Origin of the sequence: Streptomyces sp. NPDC047841, assembly GCF_040704085.1 — a bacterium.
In the GTDB taxonomy this organism is placed as follows: domain Bacteria; phylum Actinomycetota; class Actinomycetes; order Streptomycetales; family Streptomycetaceae; genus Streptomyces; species Streptomyces argyrophylli.
Window position 1 is genome coordinate 151905 of sequence record NZ_JBEYRP010000016.1, and the last position, 15677, is coordinate 167581.

Consider the following 15677-nt stretch of genomic DNA (forward strand, 5'->3'; position numbering starts at 1 on the left):
GTAGCGTACGCCGACGCACGGGGGCCCTTCGGGGTCAGTACCGCAGCACTCCCGCGATGCCGTGGGCGTCGCCGAGCGCGCCGTCGGGCACGAAGCGCACCTCGGCGCCCGTCTCCAGGCACTGCTCGACGATCTCGTCCACGATGTCGTCGCGGGCGTCCAGGTCGCCGGGCTCGGCCGGCACCAGATGTTCGCCGAGATCGCGGACGGTGGCCCGGAAGTCCTCCTCCACCGCCAGCAGCCGCACCCGGCCCTCCCGGGCGCTCTGCCACAGCTCGTCCAGCCCGGCCGCGTACGTGCGGTGACCGCGCGCCGAGACCAGCTCCTCGACCACGGCCGTGGTGTCCTTGCGGGACTCCTCCTCCAGGACCGGGCGCAGCGCCTGCCAGACCGCGTCGGGGCCGGCGTGTCCGAGGCCGCCGCGCGGGACGTGGACGGCGCACGCGGCGACGCTGCCGACCTCGCCCAGCAGCGACAGCGCCGCCTGCTCGCCGATGACGTAGAGCGGCCGGGGCTGTTCGCGCAGGACCGTGCTCATGGCGGTGTCCGCCTCGCGCAGGAACTGGCGGGTGCCCTCGTCGCGGAAGGTGCTCGGCAGATCACCGATGCGCATCTGGCGCTCCGCGTCGAAGTTCTCCCGCCTGCGCTCCAGCGGGAAGCCGCCCCAGCGTTCCTCCACGACGCGGTCCGGGCCGCCGCTCCACAGGGTGACGCGGTCCGCGGAGACGGACAGCACCCAGTAGGGCCGCTCGGCGGTGTGCGCGGCAACCAGGTTGCGGGTGAGGAAGGTGTCGGACAGCACCACCCGCTCGGGGACGGTCCGGGCCAGGGACCAGACCTGGTGCTCACCCGGCGCCGCGAAGATCACCAGGCCGTCCTCGGCATGCGTCAGGTCGACCTCCGCGAGGGCGCGGTCGAGCTGTGCCACGACGTCGGCGCGCCGCTCACGGGTGACGGCGGGGTCGGACTCCAGGCGCCTGCGCGCCTCGGTCAGCGCGTTGCGCAGCCGGACCGGGTCCTGGCCGCTCCCGCGTTCGCGACGGTGCGTCGGGGTCAGAACGGAGACTGCCGGATAGGGGCGCGGGCGCCGCAGTTCGGCAAGGGTCACGGGACTCAGTGCGTGCTCCATGACACGACGATAGGGCGGATTCACCATTACGGCATTCGGGCTAATCCGGGCCCCGGTGCCCCCGGCCGACCGCCGTCGGCGGCCCCGGTGAACGGCGGTGACACGGAGCCCGCGGCCGGTGACCGCGGAGCCCGGCCGGGCCGGTCCGGGTGCCGGGCTCGTTTCTGACCGCGAAGGCGTAGCGTGGGCGTACCGCCTGGGCCGCTTGAGGAAGTTTTTTCCTGTGGCCGGTTCTTTTCGCCCCGTGCCCGGTGGCGGGCCTGTCCGCGGATTTCGCTGAGGCAAAACGCGGCCGAAACCGTGGGGCGGATGTCCCCGCCGTGTTACGGCCGCGTTGACTCGGCCGACCGGCTGGCGGACGCTCGTCATATAGGTGCTCGATACAACTGGTTTGCCGGCCGAACTCCCGCGGCCGCGAAAGCGCAGCTGAACGCGGGGCCGACGGGCAGCCGGAGGCAGGAGGTAGCGCATGTGCGGCATCACCGGGTGGGTCTCCTTCGACCGTGACCTGACGGCCGAGGCCACCACATTGCATGCGATGACCGAGACGATGGCCTGCCGGGGCCCGGACGACCGCGGCACCTGGACCGAGGGCCCCGCCGCCCTCGGACACCGCCGGCTCGCCATCATCGACCTCCCCGGCGGCCGGCAGCCGATGTCAGTGCCGACCCCCGAGGGCACCGTCGCCCTCGTCTACAGCGGGGAGGCCTACAACTTCACCGAGCTGCGCCGGGAACTGACGGACCGCGGTCACCGCTTCACCACCGACTCCGACACCGAGGTCGTGCTGCACGGCTACCTGGAGTGGGGCGACGCCGTCGCGGAACGGCTCAACGGCATGTACGCGTTCGCCGTGTGGGACGGCCGCGCCGACAAGCTGGTCATGATCCGCGACCGCATGGGCATCAAGCCGTTCTACTACCAGCCCACCGCCGACGGCGTCCTCTTCGGCTCGGAACCCAAGGCGATCCTCGCCAACCCGCTGGTCCGGCCCCGCGTCACGCTGGACGGCCTGCGCGAGCTGTTCGTCATGGTCAAGACGCCGGGCCACGCCTTCTGGGACGGCATGCGCGAGGTGGAGCCCGGCACGGTCGTCACCGTCGACCGCTCCGGCCTGTCCACCCGCGTGTACTGGAGCCTGGAGACCCGCCCCCACACCGACGACCGCGACACCACCATCGCCACCGTGCGCTCGCTCCTCGACGACATCGTGCGCCGCCAGCTGGTCGCCGACGTGCCGCGCTGCACCCTGCTCTCCGGCGGGCTCGACTCCAGCGCCATGACCGCCCTGGCCGCCCGGCAACTCGCCGCGCAGGGCGAGAAGGTGCGCAGCTTCGCCGTCGACTTCGTCGGCCAGACCGACAACTTCGTCGCCGACGAGCTGCGCGGCACCCCCGACACGCCCTTCGTGCACGACGTGGCCCGGCTCGCCGGCACCGACCACCAGGACATCGTGCTCGACGCCGAGGCCCTCGCCGACCCCGCCGTCCGCGCCCAGGTCATCCGGGCCCGTGACCTGCCGTCCGGCCTCGGCGACATGGACAGTTCCCTGCTGCTGCTCTTCCGCGCCATCCGGGAGAAGTCCACGGTGGCCCTGTCCGGCGAGTCCGCCGACGAGGTCTTCGGCGGCTACCTCCAGTTCTTCGACGAGGAGGCGCGCCGCGCCGACGCCTTCCCGTGGCTGACGACCATGAGCCGCCACTTCGGCGAGGACGCCGGCGTGGTGCGCGCCGACCTCGCCAAGTCCCTCGACCTGGAGAGCTATGTCGCCGACGGCTACCGCACCGCCGTCGCCGGCATCGACCGGCTGGACGGCGAGAGCGACTTCGAGTACCGGATGCGGCAGATCAGCCACCTGCACCTGACCCGCTTCGTGCGCATGCTGCTCGACCGCAAGGACCGCATGAGCATGGCCGTCGGACTGGAGGTCCGGGTGCCGTTCTGCGACCACCGGCTGGTCGAGTACGTCTACAACACGCCCTGGGCCCTGAAGTCCTTCGACGGCCGGGAGAAGAGCCTGCTGCGGGAGGCGTCGGCGGACGTGCTGCCGCGTTCGGTGTACGAGCGGGTCAAGAGCCCGTATCCGTCCACGCAGGACCCCCGCTACGCCCGCGCCCTCCAGGAGCAGGCCAAGGACCTGCTCGCCCGGCCCTCCCACCGCGTCTTCGACCTCGTCGACCGGGACCGGGTCCGGCAGGCCGCCGAACGCGAGGCGCCGGTCAGCACCCAGGCGGCCCGGCGGGGCCTGGAACGCACCCTGGACCTCGCGGCGTGGCTGGACCTCTACTCGCCCGAGCTGGTGCTCGACTGAGCGGTCAGCCGAGTCCGATGGCACGGTCGGCGGCCGCCGCCGACCGCTGCCACCACGTGGTCACCGGCTCCCACACCAGCACCCGGCGCCCGGTGCCCAGCCGCCCCGCGGTGAACGAGCGGCCCCAGTGCTCGGCCGACGCCGCCACCCCGACCCCCACCACCCGGCGGGCCTGCGGGTCCGCCGGGTCGGCGATGGTCCGCACGTCGGCGTACGCCGTGCTGCCGGCCGCCAGCCGGTAGCCGCCCGCGCCGCCCTCCGGCACCGGCAACGCGATCCCGTCCAGGTCCCCGAAGCTCACCGTGGGCACCCGGTCGACGACGCACGCGCGCGGGCCGCGGTTGGTGACGCTGGTGCGCAGCACGGTCGGGTGACCGCTCACGGCCTGCGCCCGGATCGTCAGCGTCTTCTCCGCGCAGCGGGCGGGCCGGTCCGGGCCGGTGGCGGCCTGGCTCTGCGGGGCGGTCAGCAGCAGGGCCGCCACGGCGGCCGAGGCGGCGGGTACGGCGATGACGGCGCGCATGCGCATGACGGGCTCCCTGTCACGGTCAGGTACGGGATGGGGCGGGACACGGCGGCCTGGGCGCGCCTTGTCGTGGGGGACGGCCGGGGCGGCCGGGAGGTTGCCCCGGTGCGCGGCGTTCACCCGGATGCGCCACAGCCGGTGCCGGCCGGTGCGGCGGCGACCGGCGGCCGGTGGCGTGCGGCCCTCAGCCGCCGCTGCCCGGGGTGACACTCTGGCGACCCGCGTCGGCCGGGCAGGAGCTGCCGTTCGCGGGCAGCGAGCCGTACAGCAGGAAGTCGTTGACCTTGCGGTGCACACACACGGAGGACGAGTACCCGGTGTGGCCCTCACCCTTGTTGTCGAGCACCACCGCCGACGGGCCGAGCCGCTGCGCCGTCTCCACGGTCCACTGGTACGGCGTCGCCGGATCGCCGCGCGTGCCGACGAGCAGCATCTTCGCCGTGTGCACGTCCTTCACCCGGTCGCGGATGAAGTCGGTGCCCTTGGGCCGGCCGTAGCACAGCAGCAACTGGGTGAGCCGGTAGCGGCCGAAGACCGGTGACGCCTGGTCGTAGACGGCCCGCAGGTCCTTCAGGTCCCTGGTGAGCCGTGCCGCGGTGGGCCGGTCGGGGTCGTCCGCGCAGTTGATCGCCATCAGCGCCGCCGGCAGGTTGTCCGCCGGGACGTCCTCGGTGTCGGCCAGCCCGCCGTCCGTCCGGTGCCGCTCGCGGGGCAGGCCGATGCCGCCCGTGGCGAAGGCCAGGACGCGCCGGGTGTCGCCGTCGTCGATCAGCGAGGCCAGCGCCCGCTCCAGCGAGGGCCACAGCTCCCTGCTGTACAGGCCCTGTCCGATGGCGCCCACCAGGTCCTGGCCGGAGAACGAGCCGCCGAAGTCCGTGGGCACCGGGTTCTCGTCGAGCGAGCGCACCAGCCGGATCACCTGGTCCCCGGCCCTGCGCCGGTCCTGCCCGAACGGACAGCCGAGATCCGTCGTACACCAGTCCAGGAAGTCGTCCAGTGCCGTCTGCTGCCCCTCGGCCCCCGCCACCCCCTGCTCGGCCGGCGACTCGGTCAGCGTGTCCACGCCGTCCAGGACGACCCGGCCGACCTTGCCGGGGAACTGCGCCGCGTACACCGCGCCGAGCCGGCTGCCGTAGGAGAAGCCCAGGTAGTTGAGCCGGTCGTCGCCGAGCGCCTGGCGGATGACGTCCAGGTCGCGGGAGGCGTTCACGGTGCCGATGTGCGCCAGCACCGGGCCGGAGGACCGGGCGCACCGGTCGGCGGCCTGCCGCAGCTGCTTGAGCAGCGTCTGCGGACGGCCGGCGTCGGTGTCCCCCTCCGTCCAGGCCGAGGCGAGGGCGTCGCCGTCGCCGCAGCTGACGGGGGAGGACCGGCCGACCCCGCGCGGGTCGAAGGTGACCACGTCGTAGCCCTTGGTCAGGTCCATGAACTGCTTGCCCTCGGCGGCCAGCGCGGGGACGCCGGCGCCGCCCGGACCGCCGAAGTTCAGCAGCAGCGAGCCCCGGGACGTCCCGCTGGCGCGGTAGCGGGCCAGGGCCACGTCGAGCGTGCCGTCGCGTGGTCGCGCGTAGTCGAGGGGGACGGTGACCTTCGCGCACTGGAGGTCGTCGGGCGTGTCCGTCCCCGGACAGGCGGTCCAGGTGAGCTTCTGCCGGTAGAACCGCGACAGGTCGGGCTGCGGCTGGTCGGCGGCAGCCGCGGGCAGCCCGGCTCCGAGCAGCGCCAGGACGAGGGCCGAGGCACCCGCGCAGCGCCGGACGGCGGGCCGTGTGGACAGCTTGGCCAGCATCGTTACGCCTCCCGGGGCGCCCGCCGGGACCGGGGACGGCGCCCTCGGATCAGGTTAAGCGGGCCCCGGACGGCCCGCCTCCGGGCGAGCGGGGCGGCTGCGGCCGGTGTAATCTGCGCGCCCTCCATGCCCCTGTTGGTGATCTTTCGGCGGCTTCACATGCAGTTCGATAACCGTGCCGCTCGATGGGGTGAAAGACCGATTAGCCATAACTCCGATTGGTTCGACTCCGTTTTAGGTGGTGCGGGTGAGTGCTCGCGATGAAGTCTGGAAGGCAGGGAACCTATGAGACGGGCTACCCGAAACGGTGTGATCGCCGTCGCCGCCGCCTCCGGCGCGATGGCCGTGGCGCTGCCGGTGTCCACCGCCTTCGCGGCGGGCGGGTCCGACGCCCGCGGCTCGGCGGCCGGCTCGCCCGGGCTGGTCTCCGGCAACGACATCCAGCTGCCGGTGCACGTGCCGGTGAACGTCTGCGGCAACACGGTGGACGTCGTCGGGCTGCTCGATCCGGCCGCGGGCAACGCGTGCGCGAACACCGGCGGCAGGAGCGGCGGCACGGGGAAGACCGAGGCGGCGACCGCGTCCGGGGGCGCCTCCGCCCACGGTGGCGCCGAGGACTCGCCCGGGGTGCTGTCGGGCAACGGCATCCAGCTCCCCGTCGATCTGCCGGTCAACGTCAGCGGGAACAGCGTCGACGTCGTCGGCATCGGCAACCCGGCCCACGGCAACCAGTCGGTCAACGGCCCCGGCGAGGAGCCGACCCGGCCCCCGCGGACCCCGGCCCCGACGCACCGGGCGCCGAAGCCGCCGGCCCCCGTCCGGTCGCACCCCGCCCCGCACCCGGCGACCTCCACGCTGGCGCACACGGGAGCCGACGTGACGGCCCCCGCCGTCGCCGGCAGCGCCGCGCTCCTGCTCACCGGAGCGATCCTGTACCGCCGCTTCCGCCCGGGCCGGGCCCACTGACCCACCCCCACGCGGCCCCACCGGACCCCGGCCCGGCGGGGCCGTGCCGCGTCCCCTCCTGCCCTCGCCTCTCCGTACCCGAGAGTCTTCCAACTCCCCGCCCCAGCGGCGCAGTCCAGCCGCACCGTCCGGTCCCCCCGTGGCGCGGCCCGTCTTGATCCGGAAGGATGCTGCGGGCGGCCGGCGGACGCCCCTGCCGTGCGGACAGCCCCACCCCGACGGAGAACGGAGCGCAGCGATGACCCCTGCCACCCCCCACGACCTCGTCGTCACGCGGGCCACTCTCGACGACTGGCCGGTGATCAGCGGGTGGGCGGCCGCGGAGGGATGGAACCCCGGGCTGTCCGACGGGCCCGCGTTCTTCGCGCAGGACCCCGAGGGGTTCTTCCTCGGCCGGATCGACGGGGAGCCGGTGTCGGCCATCTCCGTCGTCAACCACGGCCCCGACTACGCCTTCCTCGGCTGCTACCTGGTCCGTCCCGACCTGCGCGGCCAGGGACACGGGCTCACCACGTGGAAGACCGCGCTCGCCCACGCCGGGAACCGCACCGTGGGCCTGGACGGAGTCGTCGCCCAGCAGGCCAACTACCGCCGGTCCGGCTTCCGTCCCGCCCACCGCACCATCCGCTTCACCGGCACCGCCCCCCACACCGGCACCCCCGCCGGTGTCCGCCCGGCCGGACCCGCCGACCTGGCCGCGCTCACCGCCTACGACAGCGCCTGCCACCCCGCGGACCGCCCCCGCTTCCTCGCCGAGTGGCTGCGCACGCCCGGCCACCGTGCCGTCGTCCGGGAGGAGGGCGGTCGCCCGACCGGCTACGGCGTGCTCCGCCCCGGCCACGACACCCTGCGCGTCGGCCCCCTCTTCGCGGACACCGCCGACGACGCCCGGGTCCTGTTCGCCGCCCTCACCGCCGAGGCGGCCGGCAGCGAGGTGGCGATCGACGTCCCCGAGCCGAACACGGCCGCCGTCGCCCTCGCCGAAGAGGCGGGCCTGCGCCCCTCCTTCGAGACCGCCCGCATGTACACGGGACCGGTGCGCGCGTACGCCCGGCAGCGGGTGTTCGGCGTCACCACGCTCGAACTCGGCTGACCGTCAGGCGCGTTCGGCGTTCCCGGCGTGGAAACGGCGGTGCAACCGCCCTACCTCGTCCACCAGTTCCGGTACCGGCCCCTCCACCGCCACGTCGGGCGCGATGTCCCGCACGGGCAGCGTGCGCACCGGCGGCGCGGGCACACCCAGCTCGGCCAGCAGACCGGAGAGCTGGACGGAGGAGACGACGTACACGATCCGGCCGAGTCCCACCCAGGCGTGCGCCGCCGCGCACATCGGGCAGTGCTCGCCGGAGGTGTAGACGGTCGCCGCCGCCCGCTCCCCGGGCGTCAGGTGCGCGGCCGACCAGCGGGCCAGCTCGAACTCGGGATGCCGGGTGCGGTCCCCGCCCGCCACCCGGTTGCGGTCCTCCGCCAGCACGGTCCCGTCCCCGGCCACGAGCACCGAACCGAAGGGCTCGTCACCTGCGTCCAGCGCCTCCTCGGCCAGCTCCACACAGCGGCGCAGGTACCGCAGCTCACTGTCCCGTACCATCGGCCCACCTCCTCACGGCATGATCTCCGGCGGGGCACGTTACGGCCACCTCGGCCGCCCCCGCCAGCGCGTTTGCCTCAGTGGCAACGGCCGGCCGCCGCGCCGGGAAGGCGTACCGGCGCCCGGCCGCGACCGTGGCGAGCGCCAGCAGCACCGGCGGCAAGGCGGTCCAGGGCAGGGCCCCCGCGCCCGCGGCGTCCAGCGCCAGACCGCCGGTGAACGACCCGGCCGCGATGCCCGCGTTGTACACCGTGGTCTGCAACGAGGTCGCCACATCGGCGTCGGCCGGCCCCGACACGTCGACGAGCGCCGTCTGGATCAGCGTGGGCGCCCCGCCGAAGGCCACACCCCACAGCGCCACCGCGCCGGCCAGCAGCCAGGGCACCCGGGCGCCCAGGCCCATCACCGGCAGCACGGCCGCGACCAGGGCGAGCGCCGTGAGCAGGGTGGGACGCGGCTTGCGGTCGACCAGCAGGCCGGTGAGCCAGACGCCGGCCACCGTGGCGCAGCCGAACACCGCGAGCAGCACGTCCGTACGGCCGTATCCCGCGTGCGCGGCGAACGGGGCGACGTAGGTGTACATCACCTGGTGCCCCAGCAGCAGGAACAGCGTGACGGACAGCACCGGGCGGATCCCGGGGCGCACGGCGACCCGGACCAGGGGCAGGCGCGCGTGCGGGGGTGCGCCCGGGAAGCGGGGCACCCGCAGCCGTACCCAGCCCACGAGCAGCACGGCGAGCACGGCGAGCGTGCCGAACGCGGCCCGCCAGCCCACCGCCCCGGCCAGCGCGGTACCCGCGGGCACGCCCAGCGCCAGGGCCAGGGTGATCCCGGCGAGCACCACCGCGACGGCCCGGCCGCGCCGCTCGGCCGGCACCATGCGGGCCGCGTACCCGGCGAGCATCGCCCACAGCGTGCCGCCCGTCGCCCCGGCCAGCAGCCGGGCCGCGACGGTGAGCGGGTACGACGACGACACCGCGACGAGCGCGTTCGCCGCGGCGAACCCCAGCAGCGCGCCGCACAGGACCGGCCGCCGGGGGAGCCCCCGCAGGGCCGCGGTCAACGGGATCGCGGCCACGAACGAGGCCGCGGCGTAGGCGGTGACGAGGAAACCGATCCGGGACTCGGCCACCCCCAGCGGGGGCGCCATCGCGGGCAGCAGGCCCGCCGGGAGGAGTTCGGTCAGTACGGCGGTGAACGCGGCGCAGGACAGGGCGAGCAGCCCCGACCACGGCAGGCGGCCGCCCTTGACCTGGGAGGACAGGGTCATGCCACCATGGTCGAAGCCTCACATCAGTGTGAAGGTCAAGCGCGGCTCCGGGAGGCCGGCATGCGGATCGGTGAGCTGTCCCGCCGTACGGGCGTCCCCGCCCGGCTGCTGCGGTACTACGAGGAGCAGCACCTGCTCCATCCGGAACGCGCCGGCAACGGCTACCGCAGCTATCCGGAGTCCGCGGTCGCGCGGGTGGGACAGATCCGCGGCCTGCTGGACTCCGGCCTGACCACCGAGATGATCCGCGCGATCCTGCCGTACCTGTGCGGTCCGGGGCATCTCGTGCCGGCCCCCGAGGACGTGCCGGCGGAGACGGCCGCCCTGCTCCAGGGGCACATCGACCGCATCCAGTCCCGCATCGACTGCCTGGCCCGCAACCGCGACCGCCTCACCGCGTACCTGGCGGCGGTACGGCCGGACGGCCGCTGACGTCCCGTCGGTTGCCGCCGGACCGGCTGGTTAATCCTTTGTCCCGGCCCGGCCGCCGTGCTGAAGTGGGGCCATGGATCATGCCTCAGTGCTCGCTGTGTACGACCGTGACCTGCGCGAGGGTGCCCGGCCCGACGGACCCGGGGCCCGGATCGAGCGGGCCGGCGGGGTGGTGCGCCAGGTCGCGGACGCGCCCGGCTGGAACGGCGTGCTCTGGTCCGCCCTGGACGCGGCGGACGCGGACCGGGCCGTCCGCGACCAGATCGCCTACTTCGGCGGTCTGGGACTGGACTTCGAGTGGAAGCTCTACGCCCACGACGAGCCGGCCGATCTCGGCGACCGGCTGCTCGCCGCCGGATTCCGGGCCGAGCCCGCGGAGACACTCATGGTGGCCGAGGTGACCGAGCTGCCGCTGGACACCGCGCCACCGGCCGGCGTCCGCTTCGTCGAGGCCACCGATCCGGCCGGCGTCGACCTCGTCGTGGACGTGCACGAGCGGGTCTTCGGGACCGACGGCGGCGGGCTGCGGCACCGGTTGCTCTCCCGCCTGGCCACCGACCCCGGCACGGTCGTGGCCGTGGCCGCCCTCGCCGGCGGCGAGCCGGTCGCCGCCGCCCGCATGGAGCTGGTGCCCGGCACCCGGTTCGCCGGGCTGTGGGGCGGCGGCACGGTCGCGGCCTGGCGGGGCAGGGGCATCTACCGCGCCCTGATCGCCCACCGCGTCCGCGTCGCCGCCGCCCGGGGCTACCGCTACGTCCACGTCGACGCCTCGTCCATGAGCCGCCCGATCCTGGACCGCCTCGGCTTCCACGCGCTGACCACGACGACGCCGTACCTCTACGGGAACTGACTCAGCGCCGGGCCCGGCTCCGGTCCAGCGCGGCCACTCCGACGGCCGCCAGGGCTATCTGGATGAGCCACTCGATCCAGTCGGGCCCCTTGGTGTCGGCGACCCCCAGCCCGGCGGCGATCGCCGAGCCCAGCAGCGCGGCCACGATGCCGACGACGACGGTCCACAGGATCCCGATGTGCTGCCGCCCCGGGACGACCAGCCGCCCCAGCACACCGATGACGAGGCCGATGACGATGGCGCTGATGATGCCCGAGATCTCCATGGCCGACCCTCCTTGACGGTCTTGTTGATGATCCCCGTTGATGTGGCATGTGCCCGCTGTAAGCGGAGCCACTCCGCCCCGGTTGTCCCCGGAAGCCTCTGTTCACGGCCCTTCATGCCATGTACCTTTCAACCGTTCGACGCGTGTAGAACCTCACGCCGGTTCTACGCGCGCAGACTTGGCGCCCGCACCGCCCGCTTCCCCACCCCTTCACGGAGGTTCGACGGATGCCCGGATCCGGGAGATCCCGCCCCAGATTCACCACCGCCCTGGCCGGCCTCGGCCTGCTGGTCACCGCAGCCGCCCTCCAGGCCGGCACCGGCACCCCCGCCCACGCGGCGACCACGCACCGCGTCCTGTTCGACAACGCCCACGCCGAGACGGCCGGCAACGCCGACTGGATCATCTCCACCAGCCAGCCCGACCCGCTCGGCCAGGACTCCACCCCGTCCGCCGAGACGGACTGGACCGGCGCGCTGTCCTCCTGGGGCGTGGCGCTGCAGAAGACCGGCGGCTACAGCCTGAAGACGCTGCCGTCGGGCTCCAGCCTCGCCTACGGCGGCACGTCCGCGACCGACCTGTCGAACTTCGACACGCTGGTCCTGCCGGAACCCAACACGCTGTTCACGAGCGCCGAGAAGACGGCGATCATGAACTTCGTGAAGAACGGCGGCGGCCTGTTCATGATCTCCGACCACACGGGCGCCGACCGCAACAACGACGGCTACGACGCGGTCGAGATCCTCAACGACCTGATGACGAACAACAGCGTCGACTCCACCGACCCGTTCGGCTTCTCCGTCGACTCGCTGAGCATCAGCTCCGACCACCCGGCCGCGATCAGCGACAGCACCGACCCGGTGCTGCACGGCTCCTTCGGTACCGTCACCAAGAGCCTGATCGCCAGCGGTACGACCGCCACGCTCAAGCCCGCCGACAACCCGTCCGTCAAGGGCCTGCTCCACCGCACCGGTTACTCCGGCAACACCGGTGTCTTCTTCGCCACCAGCACCTTCGGCAGCGGCCGGGTGGCGTTCTGGGGCGACAGCTCCCCGATCGACGACGGCACCGGCCAGTCCGGCAACACGCTGTACGACGGCTGGAACGACTCCTCCGCCAACGACGCGGCCCTCGCCCTCAACGCCACCGAGTGGCTGTCCGGCGCGAGCGGCAGTGGCGGCGGCGGTGGCGGCGGTGGAGGTGGCGGCACCTGCACGTCCGCCCAGCTCCTGGCCAACCCCGGCTTCGAGTCCGGCGCCGCCTCCTGGACCGCCTCCAGCGGTGTGATCACCAACGACACCGGCGAGGCCGCCCGCACCGGCTCCTACAAGGCCTGGCTGGACGGCTACGGCTCGGCCCGCACCGACACCCTCGCGCAGTCGGTGACCATCCCGGCCGGCTGCACGAGCGCCACCCTGAGCTTCTACCTCCACGTCGACACCGCCGAGACGACCACCACGACGGCCTACGACACCCTCAAGGCCCAGGTCCTGGGCAGCGGCGGAACGGTGCTGTCCACCCTCGCGACCTACTCGAACCTGAACGCGGGGAGCGGCTACACCCAGCGCAGCTTCAACCTCGCGAGCTACGCCGGCCAGACCGTGACGATCAAGTTCACCGGCACCGAGGGCTCCACCCTCCAGACGTCGTTCGTCCTCGACGACACCGCGCTCACCGTGAGCTGAGCCGGGACGGGGGGGTGGGCCACGCGGGTCCGCCCCCCTGTGCGGTGTCAGCCCGCCGGCACCGTCCGCTCCGGCGTGTTCCACCCGGAGATCCGCACGGCCGGTGCCGAGCCGCGCAGGCCGGCCGTCCGGTAGGTGGCGGTCAGCGTCACCGACTCGCCCGGCCACAGGCTCACCTCGTTGTCCGACCAGCGCACCGGCAGCACGGGCTTGCCGTGCTCGTCGACGAGGTGCACGTCCGTCAGCAGCGCCGGGGTCGCCCCGCTTCCGCCGTGGCGCAGGGTCACGGTCGTGGTCGCCGTACCGTCCGAGGCCCGCGTGGTCGCCGTCGCCGTCACCGGGACCCGCGCCATCGAGGTGAGCCCCTTCATGTCGGCGTAGCTCGTCGTCGGCGTGTGGTACCAGGTGGTGCCGTTCCAGTCGAGGCTGTCGGGCCGGGTGGAGAGCCAGTACACGTTCCGGCTGACCTCCCTGCCGTCCGCGTCCGTCAGCACCAGCCGGAGCAGGTACGTCCGCGCCAGCCCGCTCACCGAGGACGGCAGGGTGAGCGGTGTGCCGTGCGCCCCGCCGCCGCCCACCGCGACACCGGTGACGGTCCTGTCGTACTTCCGGGTGCCGTCGGGATCGAACAGCGTGGCCCGCGCGGTGAGGCCCTCGGCGGCGGCGGGCCGGTTGTTCACCACCACGACCGAGCGGTCGTCGTAGGAGTACTGGATGTGCAGCGGCTCGTTCGCCTTCTTCGCGCCGTAGTAGGAGCCGTTCTGGTCGAGGTAGCGGTCGGTCAGCTGCCAGTGCAGGGACGTCCAGCCGCTGTTGAACATCCAGTGGATCACCCCGGTGGCGGGCCGGTCCCGGTCGGTCGCGTTGCGTCCGTACGCCTCGAACTGGGCGCGGACGTTCTCGTACTGGGCCAGCTGGGCCTTGCGGACGTAGTCGGTGAGGCCGGTCGGGGCGCCGTAGCGGCCGGCGAGGGCGTCGTCGTAGATCTTCAGCGTGCCGAAGACGGGGGACGGCGAGCGGTGGTACTGCCTGGCGTCCGGGTCCTTCCACAGGGTGTCGAGTTCGGCGGGTGTCATCATCCGGCGCAGGGTGTCGAGGGTGGGGATGCTGGGGCCCGCGCTGGTCTCGGAGTTGAACCCGGTCGCCCCGCCCTCCCGCTTGGCGTACCAGTAGCCGGGCGGTACCCAGTCGTAGGGGCCGGTCATCTTCATGCCCGAGCTGCCCAGCCGGGGGGAGGACCGGTCGGAGGCGGAGGAGACCACGGGGGTGGGCCAGTCGGCGGACTCCAGGGCGTCCAGGTAGGTCTTCTCGATCGTCGCGTCGGGGGCGAAGTCGCTGCCGATCAGGAAGGAGACGACGCTCGGGTGGTCACGCAGCCGCGCGGCCTCGGCGGCCATGGACGCCCGGGCGACCGGGTAGTCGGCGTCGGTCCACCGGTCGCCCTTCTCGCTGCCGTTGACCTGGCCCTCCCATTTGTCGCAGCACTCCCAGCCCGGCAGGGTGAGCAGGCCGTAGCGGTCGGCCAGGGCGAAGAACTCGTCCGGTTCCAGGTGTCCTTCCAGGCGGAGGGTGTTCAGGCCCAGGTCCAGGGCGTACTTCAGGCGGTCCTCGACATAGGCGGGGTCCCAGCGCAGGAACTCGTCCGGGGACCAGCCGCCGCCCTTGATCAGCAGCCTGCGGCCGTTGATCCGGTACTGCCGGGCGCCGTGGGAGTCCAGCGGGGCCTTCACGTCCCGGATGCCGAAGGTCTCGTGCGCGGTGTCCGACGTGGTGCCGGCCACGGTGGCGGTGAGGCGGAGGTCGTACAGCGGCTGCCCGCCCATGCCGGCCGGCCACCACACCTTGGGGCCGGTCAGGTGCAGGCCGGGGGTGCCGGCGGGGGAGAAGGTGACGGTCTTCGTCTCGTGCGCGGCGAGCGGCACCGTCGTACGGAAAGCGGTCCCGGCGACGCTGCCGCCGACCTCCGCCGTGACCGGCGCGTCCGTGTCGTTGCGGGCCTGTGCCTTGACCGTCAGGTCGGCCGTGCCGAGCTTCGGCACCGCCAGCTTCGTGACCACGTGCGCGTCGCGCAGGGCGACCGGGCCGCCCCTGCGGACCAGCACGTCCCGGACGATTCCCATGTTCTGGTCGGGCGGCGGCTGGAGCCAGTCGATCCAGCCCATGGTCAGGTCCTTGAGCGGGTCGTTGGGCCGGACGCGGAACGCGACCGTGTTGGTGCCGGACCTGACCAGCGGGGTGATGTCGAGCTCGTGGCGGGTGTAGGCGCCGGTCACCTCGGCGGCCTTCGCCACCCGCCGGCCGTTCACGTAGACGTCCGCCGCCGAGACGACCCCGCTGAAGTCGAGGGAAGTGCGCTGCCGGGTGTCCCGGACGGTGAAGTCGGCGCGGTACCACCAGGGCACCTCGAAGTCGGCCCGGGGGATCTTCCGCTGGTCGGTGGAGTGGAACGGGTCGCCGTAGACCCCGTTCGCCAGCAGTGCGGCCAGTACCGTGGAGCGCGGGCCCGCCGGATACCAGTCCCGCGCCCGATAACCGGGGGAGGACACGGCCGCCGCCGAGTCGCCCACCTTCGCCGTGGACTGGACGGCGTAGCCGGACAGCGGGGTGCTGCTGCCGGCGGCGGAGGGCACATGGGTGATCGGGGCGGGCCGGTGGGGTTCCGCCGTGTCCCGGGGGCCGGCCCAGGCGCCGGCGGTCAGGGAGCCGACCAGGGCGATGAGTGCGGCGGTCATGGGGAGCCGGCGGGCGGGGCGAGGGAACACGGCGGTCTCCAGCCTCGTAAAGTTAGGAAACTTTACTAACTCCGGCCACGCTAGGGCGCGCCGTGGACCGTGTCAACGACCCCCGCCGCGGTGGCCGTTGAACG

At 73.5% G+C, this 15677-nt stretch carries 13 protein-coding genes; 6 read left to right on the plus strand and 7 right to left on the minus strand.

Going from position 1 to position 15677, the window contains the following annotated elements:
- Positions 1 to 34 precede the first annotated feature (34 nt).
- On the minus strand, positions 35 to 1129 hold the full coding sequence (locus tag AB0947_RS27255) for a chemotaxis protein (RefSeq protein ID WP_366752955.1): 1095 nt from the start codon (positions 1127 to 1129) through the stop codon (positions 35 to 37).
- A 469-nt stretch (positions 1130 to 1598) separates the two neighbouring features.
- Between AB0947_RS27255 and asnB the strand changes: the two genes are divergently transcribed.
- Positions 1599 to 3440, plus strand: coding sequence for an asparagine synthase (glutamine-hydrolyzing) (gene asnB / locus AB0947_RS27260; protein ID WP_366752956.1), 1842 nt, complete (start codon positions 1599 to 1601; stop codon positions 3438 to 3440).
- 4 nt (positions 3441 to 3444) lie between these two features.
- On the opposite strand, the gene AB0947_RS27265 is transcribed toward asnB, so the two are convergent.
- Positions 3445 to 3969: a DUF4232 domain-containing protein gene (locus AB0947_RS27265; protein ID WP_366752957.1), complete on the minus strand. Its 525-nt coding sequence runs from the start codon at positions 3967 to 3969 to the stop codon at positions 3445 to 3447.
- Positions 3970 to 4150: 181 nt separating this feature from the next.
- Positions 4151 to 5755 carry an alpha/beta hydrolase gene (locus AB0947_RS27270; protein ID WP_366752958.1) on the minus strand — a complete coding sequence of 535 codons (1605 nt, stop codon included), beginning with the start codon at positions 5753 to 5755 and terminating at the stop codon, positions 4151 to 4153.
- A gap of 285 nt (positions 5756 to 6040) precedes the next feature.
- On the opposite strand from AB0947_RS27270, the gene AB0947_RS27275 reads away from it, so the two are divergent.
- Together AB0947_RS27275 and AB0947_RS27280 are read left to right on the plus strand one after the other, a co-directional pair.
- Entirely contained in the window at positions 6041 to 6721 is a 681-nt protein-coding gene (locus AB0947_RS27275) for a chaplin (protein ID WP_366752959.1), read from the plus strand.
- Between the two features lie 238 nt (positions 6722 to 6959).
- Entirely contained in the window at positions 6960 to 7814 is an 855-nt protein-coding gene (locus AB0947_RS27280) for a GNAT family N-acetyltransferase (protein ID WP_366752960.1), read from the plus strand.
- A 3-nt stretch (positions 7815 to 7817) separates the two neighbouring features.
- On the opposite strand, the gene AB0947_RS27285 is transcribed toward AB0947_RS27280, so the two are convergent.
- Together AB0947_RS27285 and AB0947_RS27290 are read right to left on the minus strand one after the other, a co-directional pair.
- Positions 7818 to 8309 (minus strand): nucleoside deaminase, encoded by a 492-nt coding sequence (locus AB0947_RS27285; protein WP_366752961.1) that lies wholly within the window; start codon positions 8307 to 8309, stop codon positions 7818 to 7820.
- The gene (locus tag AB0947_RS27290; protein ID WP_366752962.1) at positions 8293 to 9579 is read right to left on the minus strand and encodes an MFS transporter; all 1287 of its coding nucleotides are present in this window, start codon (positions 9577 to 9579) and stop codon (positions 8293 to 8295) included. The genes AB0947_RS27285 and AB0947_RS27290 overlap by 17 nt, the downstream gene beginning before the upstream one ends.
- 60 nt (positions 9580 to 9639) lie before the next feature.
- On the opposite strand from AB0947_RS27290, the gene AB0947_RS27295 reads away from it, so the two are divergent.
- Together AB0947_RS27295 and AB0947_RS27300 are read left to right on the plus strand one after the other, a co-directional pair.
- On the plus strand, positions 9640 to 10011 hold the full coding sequence (locus AB0947_RS27295; RefSeq protein ID WP_366752963.1) for a MerR family transcriptional regulator: 372 nt from the start codon (positions 9640 to 9642) through the stop codon (positions 10009 to 10011).
- A 73-nt stretch (positions 10012 to 10084) separates the two neighbouring features.
- Positions 10085 to 10861, plus strand: a complete 777-nt coding sequence (locus AB0947_RS27300) for a GNAT family N-acetyltransferase (protein WP_366752964.1) — start codon at positions 10085 to 10087, stop codon at positions 10859 to 10861.
- Position 10862: 1 nt separating this feature from the next.
- Here AB0947_RS27300 and AB0947_RS27305 read toward each other — a convergent pair whose 3' ends face one another.
- On the minus strand, positions 10863 to 11126 hold the full coding sequence (locus AB0947_RS27305; protein ID WP_366752965.1) for a GlsB/YeaQ/YmgE family stress response membrane protein: 264 nt from the start codon (positions 11124 to 11126) through the stop codon (positions 10863 to 10865).
- Between the two features lie 227 nt (positions 11127 to 11353).
- Between AB0947_RS27305 and AB0947_RS27310 the strand changes: the two genes are divergently transcribed.
- Positions 11354 to 12811: a hydrolase gene (locus AB0947_RS27310; protein ID WP_366752966.1), complete on the plus strand. Its 1458-nt coding sequence runs from the start codon at positions 11354 to 11356 to the stop codon at positions 12809 to 12811.
- Positions 12812 to 12858: 47 nt separating this feature from the next.
- Here the strand turns inward: AB0947_RS27310 and AB0947_RS27315 are convergent, their stop codons facing one another.
- Positions 12859 to 15573: a sugar-binding domain-containing protein gene (locus AB0947_RS27315; RefSeq protein WP_366752967.1), complete on the minus strand. Its 2715-nt coding sequence runs from the start codon at positions 15571 to 15573 to the stop codon at positions 12859 to 12861.
- Positions 15574 to 15677: the final 104 nt, after the last annotated feature.

What these genes read in the sequence shown, in the direction of transcription:
- AB0947_RS27255 (WP_366752955.1), bottom strand. Translation starts at nt 1,129, where the DNA reads ATGGAGCACGCACTGAGTCCCGTGACCCTTGCCGAACTGCGGCGCCCG.
- AB0947_RS27285 (WP_366752961.1), bottom strand. Translation starts at nt 8,309, where the DNA reads ATGGTACGGGACAGTGAGCTGCGGTACCTGCGCCGCTGTGTGGAGCTG.
- AB0947_RS27305 (WP_366752965.1), bottom strand. Translation starts at nt 11,126, where the DNA reads ATGGAGATCTCGGGCATCATCAGCGCCATCGTCATCGGCCTCGTCATC.
- AB0947_RS27310 (WP_366752966.1), top strand. Translation starts at nt 11,354, where the DNA reads ATGCCCGGATCCGGGAGATCCCGCCCCAGATTCACCACCGCCCTGGCC.
- AB0947_RS27300 (WP_366752964.1), top strand. Translation starts at nt 10,085, where the DNA reads ATGGATCATGCCTCAGTGCTCGCTGTGTACGACCGTGACCTGCGCGAG.
- asnB (WP_366752956.1), top strand. Translation starts at nt 1,599, where the DNA reads ATGTGCGGCATCACCGGGTGGGTCTCCTTCGACCGTGACCTGACGGCC.
- AB0947_RS27290 (WP_366752962.1), bottom strand. Translation starts at nt 9,579, where the DNA reads ATGACCCTGTCCTCCCAGGTCAAGGGCGGCCGCCTGCCGTGGTCGGGG.
- AB0947_RS27265 (WP_366752957.1), bottom strand. Translation starts at nt 3,969, where the DNA reads ATGCGCATGCGCGCCGTCATCGCCGTACCCGCCGCCTCGGCCGCCGTG.
- AB0947_RS27295 (WP_366752963.1), top strand. Translation starts at nt 9,640, where the DNA reads ATGCGGATCGGTGAGCTGTCCCGCCGTACGGGCGTCCCCGCCCGGCTG.
- AB0947_RS27275 (WP_366752959.1), top strand. Translation starts at nt 6,041, where the DNA reads ATGAGACGGGCTACCCGAAACGGTGTGATCGCCGTCGCCGCCGCCTCC.
- AB0947_RS27270 (WP_366752958.1), bottom strand. Translation starts at nt 5,755, where the DNA reads ATGCTGGCCAAGCTGTCCACACGGCCCGCCGTCCGGCGCTGCGCGGGT.
- AB0947_RS27280 (WP_366752960.1), top strand. Translation starts at nt 6,960, where the DNA reads ATGACCCCTGCCACCCCCCACGACCTCGTCGTCACGCGGGCCACTCTC.